Source organism: Pseudomonas sp. BF-R-01, assembly GCF_019946615.1.
Lineage (GTDB): Bacteria > Pseudomonadota > Gammaproteobacteria > Pseudomonadales > Pseudomonadaceae > Aquipseudomonas > Aquipseudomonas migulae.
The window spans coordinates 290,746-305,586 of the sequence record NZ_JAGYFX010000001.1; the positions used below are offsets into that span (position 1 = coordinate 290,746).

At 60.9% G+C, this 14,841-nt stretch carries 11 protein-coding genes; 4 read left to right on the forward strand and 7 right to left on the reverse strand.

The features are described 5' to 3' along the window. Window positions 1–13: 13 nt before the first annotated feature. The gene (locus KGB27_RS01430; protein WP_223552696.1) at window positions 14–2,602 is read right to left on the reverse strand and encodes a beta-glucosidase; all 2,589 of its coding nucleotides are present in this window, start codon (window positions 2,600–2,602) and stop codon (window positions 14–16) included. Window positions 2,603–2,786: 184 nt separating this feature from the next. Between KGB27_RS01430 and KGB27_RS01435 the strand changes: the two genes are divergently transcribed. Next, the gene (locus KGB27_RS01435) at window positions 2,787–3,743 is read left to right on the forward strand and encodes a LysR family transcriptional regulator (RefSeq protein WP_223552699.1); all 957 of its coding nucleotides are present in this window, start codon (window positions 2,787–2,789) and stop codon (window positions 3,741–3,743) included. Between the two features lie 392 nt (window positions 3,744–4,135). On the opposite strand, the gene KGB27_RS01440 is transcribed toward KGB27_RS01435, so the two are convergent. The 5 genes from KGB27_RS01440 to KGB27_RS01460 all read right to left on the reverse strand — a co-directional run bounded on the left by KGB27_RS01440 (window position 4,136) and on the right by KGB27_RS01460 (window position 9,768). Further along, window positions 4,136–4,537: an ExbD/TolR family protein gene (locus KGB27_RS01440; RefSeq protein WP_008055381.1), complete on the reverse strand. Its 402-nt coding sequence runs from the start codon at window positions 4,535–4,537 to the stop codon at window positions 4,136–4,138. Between the two features lies 1 nt (window position 4,538). Continuing rightward, window positions 4,539–5,264 carry a MotA/TolQ/ExbB proton channel family protein gene (locus tag KGB27_RS01445; RefSeq protein WP_019691759.1) on the reverse strand — a complete coding sequence of 242 codons (726 nt, stop codon included), beginning with the start codon at window positions 5,262–5,264 and terminating at the stop codon, window positions 4,539–4,541. Between the two features lie 44 nt (window positions 5,265–5,308). Then, on the reverse strand, window positions 5,309–6,079 hold the full coding sequence (locus KGB27_RS01450; protein WP_223552701.1) for an energy transducer TonB: 771 nt from the start codon (window positions 6,077–6,079) through the stop codon (window positions 5,309–5,311). A gap of 274 nt (window positions 6,080–6,353) precedes the next feature. Further along, the gene (locus tag KGB27_RS01455) at window positions 6,354–8,714 is read right to left on the reverse strand and encodes a TonB-dependent receptor (protein ID WP_223552703.1); all 2,361 of its coding nucleotides are present in this window, start codon (window positions 8,712–8,714) and stop codon (window positions 6,354–6,356) included. 133 nt (window positions 8,715–8,847) lie between these two features. Next, complete coding sequence (locus tag KGB27_RS01460) at window positions 8,848–9,768, reverse strand: TauD/TfdA dioxygenase family protein (RefSeq protein WP_223552705.1); 921 nt, start codon at window positions 9,766–9,768, stop codon at window positions 8,848–8,850. A gap of 183 nt (window positions 9,769–9,951) precedes the next feature. Here KGB27_RS01460 and KGB27_RS01465 point away from each other — a divergent pair, with 183 nt between their 5' ends. Then, window positions 9,952–10,872 carry a LysR family transcriptional regulator gene (locus KGB27_RS01465; protein ID WP_223552707.1) on the forward strand — a complete coding sequence of 307 codons (921 nt, stop codon included), beginning with the start codon at window positions 9,952–9,954 and terminating at the stop codon, window positions 10,870–10,872. A 209-nt stretch (window positions 10,873–11,081) separates the two neighbouring features. On the opposite strand, the gene KGB27_RS01470 is transcribed toward KGB27_RS01465, so the two are convergent. Further along, window positions 11,082–12,095, reverse strand: a complete 1,014-nt coding sequence (locus KGB27_RS01470) for an ABC transporter substrate-binding protein (RefSeq protein WP_223552711.1) — start codon at window positions 12,093–12,095, stop codon at window positions 11,082–11,084. 325 nt (window positions 12,096–12,420) lie between these two features. Here KGB27_RS01470 and KGB27_RS01475 point away from each other — a divergent pair, with 325 nt between their 5' ends. Together KGB27_RS01475 and KGB27_RS01480 are read left to right on the forward strand one after the other, a co-directional pair. Beyond that, entirely contained in the window at window positions 12,421–14,019 is a 1,599-nt protein-coding gene (locus KGB27_RS01475) for an ABC transporter permease (RefSeq protein WP_223552712.1), read from the forward strand. Then, window positions 14,016–14,831 (forward strand): ABC transporter ATP-binding protein, encoded by an 816-nt coding sequence (locus tag KGB27_RS01480; RefSeq protein WP_223552713.1) that lies wholly within the window; start codon window positions 14,016–14,018, stop codon window positions 14,829–14,831. Before KGB27_RS01475 ends, KGB27_RS01480 begins: the two co-directional genes overlap by 4 nt. The last annotated feature ends 10 nt before the right edge of the window (window positions 14,832–14,841 follow it).

A 14,841-nucleotide genomic window follows, 5' to 3' on the forward strand; every position in this document is an offset into this window, starting at 1 on the left:
TCCGCGTCTGACGTCATTCGAGGCGGGCGCTCACGTCACCCGTAAGCAGGATCTCCCGGGACGAATCCCCCACCTGCACGGTGTAGCTACCGGCTAGCACCTGCCAGCGTCGCTGGTTTTGATCGAAGGTGGAAAACGCTCGCTGATCCAGCTCGAACGCCACTTCCCGGCGTTCACCCGGTTCCAGGTACAGGCTGTCGAACGCCTTGAGCAAAGGCGTCGGCACCTGAGCCTGCAACGGATGACGCAGGTAAAGCTGCGGCACGACGGTGCCGGCGCGCGGGCCGGTGTTGGTCACGGTGAAACGCACTTGCAGCGCTTTTAAGCCCTTGAACGTGCCATCGGCAGCGGGCTTCGCGACCTCGAACTGCGTGTTGGAGAGTGTCAGGTCGGCATACTCGAAACGGGTATAGGACAAGCCATAACCGAACGGGTAGGCTGCTGCCGGTGCGGCGGCGCGATTGTGGTGGCGGTAGCCGGTTGCCAGGCCCTCGGGATACCGCGCCACGGCGTTGACTCCAGGAAAACTGCTGAGGGCCGAAGTGGCCAGGTCAGCATCGCGCACGGGGAACGACACCGGAAGGCGTCCAGACGGATTGACCTCCCCGAACAGTACCCGAGCAATGGCCACACCCGCGCGGGTGCCGCCGTACCAGGCTTCGATCAGCGCGGGCACTTGCCCTTGCCAGGGCAGGGTGACCGCACTGCCGGTGGTCAGCACCACCACCGTGCGTGGGTTGGCCGCCGCGACGGCCTTGATCAGGCGGTTCTGGTCATTGGGCAAGTCGAGACTCGGTCGGTCGTTGGCTTCGCTGGCCAGATCCCGCGCCAGCACAATCACTACATCCGCTTGCCGCGCGGCCTCCACCGCCGCCTGCATCCGCGCATCCAGCACGTCAGCGGGCGCCAGCAGGCCGACTTTCAAGTGGCTGCCGGCGGCCAACGGTTGGTGCTCCAGTTCGATCCGGTGCAGGCCTGCCGTGAGGGCAATCGAACGCTGGACCCGGCTGTCCGGGCGTGATGAGTCGAGGGTCAGCACGGTGTTTCCGTCGATCTGCAAGCGGGCCACGCCTCCCCCGACAAGGTCAACGCCATAGTCGCCGTCAGCCGTGATACGTAGATGCCCCTGCCAATTAACGCTCCGGACATTCGCGGGCGGCAGTTGGTAGCGGGACACGCTGGACAAGGCGAAATCCTCAAACCCTCGTGACGGGGTGAAACACAGGCAAGCATCAATCCGTTTCAGCGTTTGATTGCCCGTCGTGCGGTAGATCGCCTGAATCCCTGGCATGCCCTGCCCCTCGGTCTGGAGCATGGCCGCTGGCACCGGTGGGTAACCTGGCGCCATCGACACCGCTGACACGGTGTCGGTGCCGGGTTCGAACAGGATGCGTGTCGCCGGCAGTTTGTCGCGCAACGCTTGCAACAGCGTGTCCTTGCCCTGCACGGCCGGGTTGGCCGGGCCACCGCCGGTGCGGGTGTCGGCGGCGCTGGCACCGATCACCGCCAATGTGCCGATGCCCGGTGCAAGCGGCAGCAGGTCGTGGCTGTTCTTCAGCAGCACAATGCTGCGCTCGGCGACCTGTTGCGCCTGGGCCGCGTGGGCTTGCACGTCGGTGGCGATGCGTTGCGGCGGGTGGTCGAAAATGCCGTAGCGCATCATGGTTTCGAGGATGCGCAACACCGCCCGGTCCACCGCTGATTCAGGGAAATCGCCAGAGCGAACTGCCGCGATCAGTCGCTGGCCGAATTGGCTTTCCACACGGAACTCCTGATCCACGCCAATCCGCAGCGAGTCCAGGGAGTGGCTGGCGCCAGCGTCCGTGCGCACAATGCCGTTGAACCCCCACTGCGTGCGCAACAATTTCTCGATCAAGTCCCGATCATCGCAGGCGTGCACGCCGTTGATCTTGTTGTAGGCGCACATCACCATCGCGACCTTGCCGTCCTGCACCACGTCCTGGAAGGGCGCCAGATACAGCTCGTTGAGCGTTCGCGGATCAATTCTGGCGTCGACCGTCAGCCGGTCCTTTTCCACGGTATTGACCGCGAAGTGCTTGGCATCGGCCAGTACCTGATGGCGCTGCACGCCCTGGACATACGCCGTAGCCATCGCCGAGACCAGCACCGGGTCTTCGCCGAAGGATTCGTGGGCACGCCCGTGGCGCGGGTCGCGCAGCACATCGACATTAGGGCCATGGATCACACCGTAGCCAAGATCGCGGGTTTCACGGCCGATCACATCGCCATAAGCCAACGCCAAGGGGCGGGAAAAAGTTGCCGCCAAGGCGACCGAGGCCGGCATCTGCGTAACCGCAGTGCTGCCGATCATGATCCCGCTGGGCGCGTCGCCCTGGGTCATGGCGGGAATGCCTAAACGTGGGTTGCCTTTGACATACACCTGCCACTGCTGATGCCCCTCAACTTTGCTGCCATAGCCGTAGAGCAATGCCGACTTTTCTTCCAAGGTCATGGCGCCGAGCAGTTGTCGGGCTCTGGTGGCAGTCGGTTGCGATTGATCGGACCAAGGCGATTGCTCCGCCGCCACGGTTAATGCACAAGCGCTCAGGAGAAGCGCCAGTGCTCGGAATGGGTAAGGCATATCGGGGAGGTCCTCAAGCGACGAAATCAGCGAGGAAGGATATGGTTATAAAAAAATGATATTTAAACTAAAAAAGTTATTACTGTACCTTCTACCCGCCTGCTGTAGTCAGGGATATAGCCAGCGCCCCTACGCCTTGTGAAACGCATTCTATGCATCACCGTCATTCCCTATGAGACTGGTCATGGACTTGCATCAACTTCGACATTTTCTCGCACTCGCCGAGCATGGCAACTTCACCCGCGCGGCACAGGCCACGTTCATTACCCAATCGGCGTTCAGCCGCAGCATTCAAGCGCTGGAGCAGAACCTCGGCTGTCAGTTGGTGGAGCGCGGCACCGGCGGTCGTGGTTTTGCCCTGACCGTTCAGGGCCGGGCCTTGCGCTGCCGCGCTCGCGAGATCATCGACGGGGTCAGCAGTTTGCGCGCCGACATCATCGGTCTGGAACAAGCGCCGGCACCGCTGCTGAGCCTGGGCTGCGGTCCTTTGCCCGCCGCACGCCTGGTGCCCGCCGCACTGGCCGAATTCGTCGATCGCTACCGCGACACCCGCATCGACCTGCGGGTGGATGTACCGGATGCACTCAAGGAATACCTGGACAACGGCGAGATCGAGTTTTTGATCGCCGACCTGCGGCATATCGAAACTAGCAAAGGCTACGTCACTCAGGCCTTGCGCCCGAGGCGCTTCCAGTTGTTCTGCCGCCGGCATCACCCCTTGCAGACGGCGGACGACCTGTCTTTTCGTGCCCTGGCCGACTACCCGCTGGCCTGTTCGTCACTGCCCGCCGAGTTACGGGTGCTGCTGTCGGAACGCGCCGGCAGAGGTTCATTGCCGATCAATATGGAATGCAAGCACACCGACATCCTCATCCAGATGGTGACCAGTTCCGACTTGGTGGGCATTGCGGCAGAAGACGTGGTGGCCCACCTGGTGTCGCACGGCATCGTCGAACGCTTGAGTTTCGTCGATGCGCCGCGAGGGCTTCTGATCGGCGGCACGTGTTTCGGGGTGGTCTACCGGGCTGACCGGCGACTGTCCACGCGGGCTATAGACGTTATCGAAACCATCGGCCGTATCGACGCCACCTACACCGCAACCGATCCAGCCACGGCACAAACGTTCGATTTAGCCATCTAGCTGGCGGCTCGCACGGTCACTCCCCAAGGGTGATGGATGCCTACTCGACTGATCTGTCCACTGCGGCAGACGATGGACCTTCCTCGCTGCGTTGCAGCAACCTTCTCCCTTGGCCCACCTCACTGCGCCAGACCGCTCCCTGCTGCAACCCATGTCTGATGGGGCCCTGCGGTACTACACCGCATGACAATCGGCGTGACTAAACCGATTCGACACGTCTCGCATTACCGCTGGCGAGCTAGAACTCAAAAAGCCTTTGAGGTACCCAGTAGCGCAGCCCCCCTATCTACTGGATTTCAGGCATATAAAAAGACGTCCATGGACGTCTTTAGATGATGAAGAGGTGGGGCCGCACCCTGCCGAGGAGACGGCCCCGGAAAATCGAAAATCTGTCAGCGCGCGGTGATCACCGACAATTTGGTAATCCCTGCCCGCTCAATCGACGCCATGGCCCGTGCCACTTCGCCGTAATTCACGCCGTCGTCGGCCTGCAGTTGCACCCGCACTTCGGGGTCCTTTGCCTTGGCCGCCTGTAGCTTGAACTCCAGCAAGTCCGGCTGGATTTCATCCTTGTTGATAAACAGCTTTCCGGCCCCGTCGATGCTCACCACCAGCGGGTCCTTCTGCTCCACCGGCGCCACGGCTTCGGTCTTGGGCAGGTTGATCGGGATCGCGTTGGTCAGCAGCGGCGCGGTGACAATGAACACCACCAGCAGTACCAACATGACGTCTACCAGCGGTGTCACATTGATCTCGCTGAGCACTTCATCGCTGTCTTGTGTGGAGAAGGCCATGTCAGGAGGCCTCCTTGACTTTCTGACCGGCGACCGTGGCCCCGGACTTGCTCAATACCGGGTGCAACAGCACGCGGAACGAATGCTTCTGCGCCAGGCTGTAGAAGTCGTGGGCGAAGTCATCCAGGTCCGCCGCCGTCAGTTTCAAACGGCGCAAAAAGTAGTTGTAAACCAGCACCGCCGGTACGGCGACAGCGATCCCCACACCCGTGGCGACCAAGGCGGCACCGATGGGGCCGGCGACTGTTTCCAGGCTTGCCGAGCCCGCTGCGCTGATGCCTTTCAACGCCTCCATGATTCCCCACACCGTGCCGAACAAACCAATGAACGGCGACGTACTACCAATACTTGCAACCACCGCCAACCCGGTTTCCAGAGAACGGCGCTCGCGCACGATCTGCTGACGCAAGGCCCGCTCCAGGCGATCCTGATGATTGATCGCCTGGCTCAAATCCGCCGCCAGTGGCGCCTCGCCCACCTGGATCGCCGCATAACCAGCCTGTGCCACCCGCGCCGCAGCGCCGGGTTGGGTTTCGGCTAATTCTGCCGCCGAATCGAGACTCGAAGCGGCCCAAAACCGGTTATGGAATTTGCGGTCCTGAGCTTTCAGGCGACCGAACTGCACACCCTTGAGCAACGCCAAGCCCCAAGTGGCGACGGAAAAAACCACCAGCAGCCAGATCACCGCGCTTTCGATGGATTCAAGTGGAGATGCCAATAACGTCATGGTGAATTCCTCGTGTAAACGTTTCGCGCGAATTAGGTTTCGGTTTAATGAATCTTGAAATCGATGGGTACGCTGACCCAGCCGTCCTGGGCGACATCACCCTGCTTGGCAGGCACGAAACTCCAGCGTTTCACGGCGCTTAATGCCGCCTCATCGAGGGCTTCGCGGCCGCTGCTTTTCTGAATTTGGATCTCGCCGGGCTTGCCGCTGGCCAGCACATGCACCCGCAACAACACCGTGCCTTCCCAACCGCGACGCTGGGCCAGCGACGGGTATTCCGGCGCCGGGTTTTTCAGGTACGCGGCGTTGGCCGAGGCAGGTGTCACAGGCGCGGGCGCCGGTGGTGCAGGTGGCGCCGAAGCCGCAACCGGAGCAGCCGGTTGTGGTGGCGCGGGCGGTTGCTCGATTGCTTTGGGCGCCGGTTTTGGTACTGGTTTGACCACTGGTTTTGGCTTGGGAATCGGTTTTGGCGGCGCCGGTTTGGCCGCCAGTTCATCCACCACTGGCGGCGGCTCGACCACTGGCGGCGCCGGACGCGAAAACTCGATGGTCATCGGCGGAATTACCGGCGGAACGATCGGCAGAACTGTGGTCGGCTGGTGATTGACCCAGTAGATCACCGCGCCGTGCACCAGCAACGCCAGCACACCGAGCAGGATCGCTTCGCGTCGGCTCAGGATACCCTTGGGCGCTCGCTGCAAACGCAACTGGCCCAAGGGCACGCGGTGTGCCCGCCCGAGGTCGACCAACTCGCCACCTGGCGCCTGGCGCCAAAGCACCTCGTGTGCGCTGGCGGCGGTCTGGACATTGCCCATTGATTTACTCCCTGCGGTTTTTTGCGAATTACCCGATACGCCGACCCCGACATTCCCCCGAACGACGTATCGGCGGGTTAATCATTGAGCTAGACGCTTATCTCTTAAAGTAATATTTAATCTTATAATTAGATCTATATCGAATATATGAACTGCTCGATTCGTTGCAGCCCTTGTCCTGTAAGGGCTGCGGCCAGGCGGCCGAAAACACATGCTTTTCAGGCATTGAAAATATTCCTCAGGGGCATGGTTTTCGGCGCCGTCGCCGCGTTGATCAGAAGTCGTAGCGACCGGTCACGCCCAGGGTCCGTGGTGTGCCGAGCAAGCCCTCGTAACCGCCGTTGGAACCGGTCCAGAGCGTCGTGTAGTAGGTTTTATCAAAGGCATTTTTCAGCCACAGTGAGACGTCCCACTGACCCTGCTTGAAGTCGCCGCGCAGGCCGGTGGACAAGTTGACTACGGCGTAACTCGGGATCTGGCCGAAGTCGGAATCCTCCACCGTACCCACCGCTTTGGAGCGGAACGCATAGCTGGCAGTGACGTACTCTTCGAAACCGTTGCTCAGGTTCCATTTGTATTCACCATTGGCGTTGCCGATCCACTTCGAAGCGCCGACCACTTGGTGGCCGGTGAGATCGCAAGAGGCCGGAGCGCCCGGCGCCAGGCTGACTTCCGGTGGGCACGGCGCATCTTTGTACGAGAGGTAGCTAACGTCGTTATACGAGCCGTTGATGTTCAGGGTCAGGCCGCGTAACGGGATCAGCGTGCTTTCGAACTCCACGCCACGCGAGCGTACCGAGCCGGCGTTGGTCAGGTACTGCACGCGGTTGGCGTCATCGTAGGCGTTGGTCTGATAGCCGTTGACCTGGCTCCAGAACACGTTGGCATTCAGTTGCAGGCGGCGGTCCCATAGGGTGCTCTTGAAACCGAGCTCGGCGTTGTTGGCGCGCTCGGTGCCGATCAACAGTGAGTCGGCTCCAGCCACCGGCGCCGTACCGACGGCCAGGTTGACCCCGCCGGATTTTTCGCCATGGGACAACGTGGCGTAGGTGAGCAGGTCGTCGGTGAGGCGGTAGCTGAGGTTCAGCAGGCCCGAGGGACTGGAGCTGTATTGGTTCAGATCGCCGGAATCGTAGGCCCCCGCACGCGCACGTCGTGACGCGGCCGCCGCACCGGTGACCGCGGTACCACCGGCCGGTGCGTCACGGGTGACCCAGGCGTTTTTCTCTTCATAGGTGCCGCGCAGGCCGGCGGTGAAATCCAGACGTTCAGTCAGGTGCCACGTGCCTTGGGCGAACAGCGCGAAGCTGTTGGTTTCAATATGACCGTTGCCGACACTGTCGATGTTGTTCAGCGCACCGGTGGGCGTGCCATTCCAGATGTCCGCTTGCGGGCCGTAAAAGAGGAAGGATTTGTTGTCCAGGTCGGAACCGAAGTAATAGGCGCCGAGTACGTAATCGAAGAATCCGCCGGTAGGCGACGCCAGGCGAAACTCTTGAGAATACTGCTTATCCTCCACCGAAACGCCGGCGTTGTGGACGACGGATACGTCCAGGCCGTCATCATTGCGCGGGGTGAAATTCCACCATCGATAGGCGCTGATGGAGGTCAGGGTGAAGTCGCTCGGCAGTTTCCAGTTGGCCTCGACCGACGTACCGCCCTGATGCACGGTGACGTGCTGGTCGCTGTTCAGGTTGACCTTGCGGTGGGTGCCATCGATAAGCGTGGCGCCCGCCGCATTGGCCCGGGCCTGGTAGAGGTTGACACCATTGATGGTCGGACCGGTGTTGTACAACACGCGGATGCCGGCGCTGGAATCCTCTTCGTTGTAATCACCGATCCAGCGCAGATTGAACGACTCATTCGGCTTGAACAGCAACTGGCCACGAAAGCCATCGCGCGAGCCTCCGTTCAACTCGTGGCCGTCGAACTCGTTCTTGATGTCGCCGTCGCTGCGGCTGCGGTACGCAGAAAAACGCCCGGCGAGTTCGTCGTTCAACGGGCCGGAAATCGTGCCCTTGGTCTGGAAGTAACCGTCCTCGCCCACCGAGGTTTCGATGCTGCGCTCGGGGGTAAACGATGGCGCCCGGGTGCTGATGTTGATCACCCCGGCGGTGGTGTTTTTGCCGAACAACGTGCCTTGCGGGCCGCGCAGGACTTCGAGCTGTTCGATGTCCATCAGGTCGAACACCGCCATGCCCGGCCGCCCGAGGTAGACGTTGTCGATGTAGAGCCCCACGCTGCCTTCCAGGCCATCGCTGGCCGGATTGTTACCGAGGCCACGGATCGACACGCTGGACTGACGCGCATGCATGTAGGCGACGTTGACGCTGGGCACCAACTGCTGCAGATCCTGAATGCGATAGACCCGCTGGGTTTCCAGGGTCTGGCCACCGACCACGCTCATGGGCGTCGGCACATCTTGCGCACTTTCTTCGCGGCGGCGCGTGGTGACGGTCACGGTTTCCAGTTGTGCGCTATCGGCCGTGGCGGCTTTTATGGGTGTGGATTCAGGGGTGGCGCTTTCGGCTGCATAACCCTGGGTCCAACTGGCGCTGCCGGCCAGTAACAGGGCCAGTGGCAGGCGTTTGAGCCGTTGGGGTGACGAGGTTGGGGCGAGGTGCAACGGACTCATAAGGCGGGGTTCCCGATCAGAAAAGTTCTTTGTCGCTTGGTAGGCCGCCATCGCGAGCAAGCTCGCTCCTACAGGGGATTTGTGAGCAATGGAGATCCCCTGTGGGAGCCAGCCTGCTGGCGATGGGGTCAGGTCAGACGCCGCCGATATCCGGCCCTTTCACGGTCTGGCTGACCTGCCCATTCACACCCACCGGCACTTCGCCCTTGAGCGTCACCCGCCGCACGACGCGGTCTTGAGTGCCATAGTCATCCACCGCGTAGTGCTGGGTGGAGCGGTTATCCCAGATCGCCACATCGCCCGCCTTCCAGCGCCAGCGCACGATGTTTTCCTGGCGGATCACATGGCTTTGCAGCAAGCCGAACAGGTGCGCCGAATCGGCTTGGGAATAGCCCTTGATGCGTTTGACGAAATGCCCCAGCAGCAGACTTTTCTCGCCGCTGATCGGGTGTACGCGGACCACCGGGTGTTCGGTCTCGTAGACGGTCGAGGTGAAGATCTTGCGATAACGCTCCAGCTTCTCCGCCGAGACATCCGGCTTGGCGCCGGCGTAGTCGTATTCGTTGCTGTGCACGGCCACGAGTTTGTCGGCCAGCTCACGCAGTTCAGTCGACAGTCCGTTGTAAGCCGTTGCCGTGTTGGCCCACAGCGTGTCGCCACCGAAGGCCGGGGCCACCACCGAGCGCAGGATCGACGCTTTCGGGTAGGCCTCGACGAAGGTCACGTCGGTGTGCCAGGAGCTGGCGCGCTGGCCTTCGGCACCGTCCAGTTCCAGCAGAAAACGCGTACCTTCGCGCGCCGGCACGGTCGGGTGCTCCACCGGTTCGCCGAGCAGGTGGGCGAACGCCTCCTGGCGCTGATCGTCGAGCTGGGTCTGCTCGCGGAAGAAGACCACTTTGTATTGCAGCAGCGCCTGTTGAATGGCTTCGACGGTGGCGGCATCCAGCTCGCCGGAAAGCTGTACGCCACGGATTTCGGCACCGATGCGACCGGCCACCGGGTGGATTTCAAGCGCGTGAACAGCGGATTGTACTGCGAAAGCGGCATTGCTCATGGGTAGACCCTCATCAGACTGCTTGCGGTTGAACCGGCAGCGAAACATTGCTCTATCTATATTCTATTTAGACCTAATAGATAAGCGTATGCTTCGTTGACGGAATAAGAGGTTGCATTTAAAACCTCAGTCAACCCTCGTCGCAAATGCCTTCGAGCTATTTTTAGGATGCCGGAAAAGCATATGGATCTTCGCCAGTTGCGTTACTTCATCGCCCTCAACGACCACCGCAGTTTTGTGCGCGCGGCCGAGGCCATGGGCATTACCCAGCCTGCCTTCAGCCGTAGCATTCAGGGGCTTGAGCACGAGTTCGGCTGCGTTCTGGTGGACCGTGGCAACAAGGATTTGCGCCCCACCCCCGAAGGCTTGGTGGTGCTGCAACATGCCCGCAGCCTGGTGCAGGGTGCGGCGTTGCTCAGCAGTGAAGTGACGCAGATGACCAAGCTCGATGCCGGTGAGCTGCGCTTCGGCTGCGGCCCGGCACCGGCGGTGAAATTGGTGCCGGATGCGGTGGCGCAATTCATCAACGCGCACCCGAAAGTGCGCACCTGCTTCGAAGTGGATAACTGGGAAAAACTCAGCCGCGCCCTGAGCCGTGAAGAGATCGAATTCTTCATCGCCGACATCCGCCATTTCGAGTCCGACCCGAATTTCCAGACCCAGGCCCTGACGCCCAAGCGCGGCGTGTTTTTCTGCCGACCCGGGCATCCGTTGCTGGCCAAGGAAAGCCTGTCGACCAATGACATGTTCGACTACCCGCTGGCGACCACGCTGATCCCGCCGGGCATCCGCAAACTGCTGGCGAACCTCAGCGGGCGCATGGATTTTTCGCCGACCATCGAGACCGAGCATTTCCCGGCGCTGGTGAAAATCGTGCTGCAATCGAACGCGATTGGCGTGGGGACGCAAGAGGCATTTATCGAGGACATTGCCCAGGGTTCGCTGGTGCTGCTGCACTGGCGCAATCTGCCGCAGAATATCGAGAGCATGAATGCCCGATGTGGGATCGTCAGTCGCACCGGGTACAGGTTGTCGCCGGCGGCGCGGGCGATGATCGAAATGTTGGTGGCGGTGGACAAGCAGGAGATCGCCGTTGCGGTTTGAAGATCAAAAGATCGCAGCCTTCAGCAGCTCACAAGGATCACCGCGTCCCTGTAGGAGCTGGCTTGCCAGCGATGAGGCCCGCAACAGCGTTAAAGCGTTAAAGCGTTAAAGCGTTAAAGCGTTAAAGCGTTAAAGCGTTAAAGCGTTAAAGCGTTAAAGCGTTAAAGCGTTAAAGCGTTAAAGCGTTAAAGCGTTAAAGCGTTAAAGCGTTAAAGCTTGGCAGCGGCCAACTCAGGCGCCACCCAATCGCTCACCTTGAACGACTTGCGAATCAGCTTCTGCTGCGAAGCCAGGTCCACTGAATCCTGTAATTTGCCTAGGAACACCGGGTCCAGGGTCGACGGGAAAACCTCACTCAATTTCTGGTCCTTCAAATCTTCGGTCAGGATCACCGACGGATAACTCGCCAGCCCGGACACCAACTGAATGTAGGCATCCTTGTTACTGTCCTGGGTCAGCCACTGCACCGCCTGCTGCTGGGCCTTGAGCAATTTCGCCACCACCTGCGGATGCTCGTCGACAAACTTGCCGTTGCCTAACAATACGCCCTGAACACTGCCCGCGCCGCCCAGGTCCTTGGTATTCAACGGCAACTCGGCCAGGCCTTTGGCTCGCAACGCCGTCAAATTTGAACCGCCCCACGATGCATCGATCTGCTTCGCCGCCAGTGCCGCGCCCGCCGCGTTGACGTCCAGGTTGATGACTTTCACATCCTTCTCGCTCAACCCCTGACTGGCCAGCGCCGCATCGAAGGACAACTGGATGGCAGTGCCACGGAAGATGGCCACGCGCTTGCCCTTGAGGTCTTGCAGGGTCTTGATCCCCGAACCCGGCACCACACCGAGGTAAAACTTCACCCCGCGCGCCGAGGCACTGAGCAACCGCGTATCCAGACCATTGGACTTGCCGATGATGGCCGCCAGATCGCCGAGGTAGGCCAGGTCAACCTGACCGTTGGCGAACGCCTCATTGATCACCGGGCCTGCGCCCTTGAAGAAGCTCCACTGAATCTTGATGCCCTCATCGGCGAAAGCCTTTTCGAAGATCTGTTGATCGCGCAGCACATCCACGACACCGCCACCACTGTGCTGGGTACCGGCGCTCACGTCCGGCACGGCGATGTGGATTTCCTTGAGCTCGCCGGCGTTGGCTGTAAGGGCCAACAGACCCGCCAGAGCCGGTGCTGCGAACAGGCTGATGACACGTTTGAAGGGAAGGTTCATGGGTGCGGCTCCTTGGGGCAACGGGTGTTGAGGAGCTGAAAGTAGGCTGAATCGTGGCCAACACTTAAATACTATAAATTCACATTTTTATATCTTTTAGAACTAAACGAGCAAGTACGGGGCCCGTGGAGCGATATGCATAACCAGCATCGAAAATATTCTTCGAATGCATTGGATGCGTAATTGCTGGAGGCCTTAAATGGTTTCGTTTATTTCTCAATGGCATTGATTTTTATTTTTATATAACCATTTTTGCGATCTTTCGATCTTTCGATCTTTCGATCTTGATTCTCGAATCGCGAAAACCCGACAACGGAGGTCGCCCATGGCCCGTGTTTCCCTGCTCAGCCTGCCGCTGCCCGCGCCACCACTCAACGGTCGGCGGCTTTGGCCAACACTGAGTCAACGGCTGTTGCCCTGGCTGTTGCCACTCAGCCTGTTTGCACTGTGGTGGCTGGCCAGCCGCAATCACTGGATGAGCGAGCAGATCCTGCCCGCGCCGTCGCTGGTCTGGAACAGTGCGCTGAAGTTGTCCCACGGCGAATTGTGGAGCCATCTGTGGATCAGCCTGCAACGCTTGTTTTGGGGGCTGCTCGCCGGGATCAGCGCCGGGGCTATTTTCGGTGCGGTGCTGGGTTTCAGTCGTCGGCTCGAACGCCTGGTGTTCCCGACATTCGCCGGATTGGCGCAAGTCCCGACGCTGGCGTGGATTCCACTGTTCATGGTGTTTTTCGGCATCGGCGAAGTGTTGAAACTGGTGGTGCTGATCAAGGCCATCGTGGTGCCGGTGACCCTGCACACGCTGGTCGGCGTACGAGATGCACAACCCAAGCTGCGTGAAGCCGCTGCGGTGCTGCGCCTGCCGTCACGGCTGTTGATCCGCCGACTGGTGCTGCCCGCCGCGCTGCCAGCCTTCATGGCTGGCGTGCGCCTGGCACTGGCCGCCGGTTGGACCTCGTTGCTGGCGGTCGAACTGCTCGCCTCCAGTGAAGGCATCGGCTACCTGATGGTCTGGGCCCGGCAGTTGTTCATGCTCGACATCGTATTCGTCTGCATCGTAGTCATTGGGTTGATCGGCGTGGCCATGGATCGTGGCATCGGCCTGCTGGACAAAAAACTGGTGCACTGGCCGCATCCCGCCACGGCCGAAATCCGCCGTGGCCCGAAATATCAAGGCTGGCAGCGCGCGCAACCCTGGTTGCTGCCGTTGGCGTTACTACTGCTGTGGCAACTGGTAACGAATCAGCAATGGGTCGACGCCAACATTCTGGTGAGCCCGCTGGCGGTGCTGGAGACCACCTGGAACGGTTTGCTCGACGGCACGTTTATCAGCGGCATGGCCCTGAGCCTGGGTCGCACACTTGGCGGTCTGTTGCTCGGCGGTGGCCTCGGGTTTGCCCTGGGCTTGTTGCTGGGACTGTCGCGCACCAGCGAACGCGTACTCGGCCCGACCCTCGCCGCACTGCGTCAGATCGCGATTTTCGCCTGGGTGCCGCTGCTCACCGCATGGTTCGGCTTGGGGGAACTGGCCAAATGGGTGTTCGTTGCCCTCGCCGCATTTTTCCCGCTGTTTATCGCCACCCAACGCAGCGTCGCCCACCTCTCGCCGCAACTGAACGAGGCCGCACAAGTGCTGCGCCTGAACCTGCGACAACGCCTCGGCCGACTGGTGCTGCCGGGAGCCGCGCCAGGGATTTTCGCCGGGCTCAGGCTGAGCCTGATCTATGCCTGGCTCGGCACCATCGGTGCCGAATACTTCATGCCGTCCAACGGCGGCATCGGCAGCCAGATGATCGGCGCCCAACAACTGCTGCGCATGGACCTGATCATGGCCGGCATGCTGCTGGTGGGCCTGACCGGTGCCCTGCTCAACCTCATTGGCCAACGCCTCGAAACGCGCGCTACCCGCTGGAGACACGCATGAACGCACCGATAGTCAGCTTCAACCACGTGGGCAAAACCTTCGACGTCGACGGCGTTGAACTGGAGGCCATTCGCGAATTCAACCTGGACATCGCCGAGGGCGAGTTCGTCGCCATCGTCGGCTCCAGCGGTTGCGGCAAATCCACGTTGCTGCGGCTGCTGGTGGGCCTCGATACGCAGTTTCGCGGGCAGATCACCGTCGATGGCCAAGCCGTTACCGGCATCGGTGGCGAACGCGGCATCGTCTTTCAGGAACACCGTTTATTCCCGTGGCTGACTGTGGCCGACAACATCGGCCTGGGGCTGGTCAACGAGCCCTTGAGCGCTGATGAAAAGCAGAAACGCGTCAGTGATTTCATCGACCTGGTGGGCCTGCGCGACTTCACCCGCGCCTATCCGCATCAGCTCTCCGGTGGCATGGCGCAACGGGTGGCGATCGCTCGCGGCCTGGTGGCCAGCCCGCGGATTTTGCTACTGGACGAACCCTTCGGCGCCCTTGATGCCCTGACCCGCCAGCAGATGCAAGACGAACTGCTGGCGATCCGTGCACGGGCAAAAATCACCACGATTCTGGTCACTCACGATGTCGAGGAAGCGATCTTCCTCGCCGACCGCGTGGTGGTGATGGAGCCGCGTCCCGGACGGATCAAGCAAGTGGTCGACATTGCCCTGCCCCATCCACGCCAGCGCAGCAGTTTCGACTTCCACCAACTGCGCGAAGAACTGCTGCACGAACTCACCAGCGACGACCACTACCAACCACCGGAACCGGTGCAGCTGCGTGATCTGCCGCTGTCCTTCATTGCCTGCTGAACAGGAGATT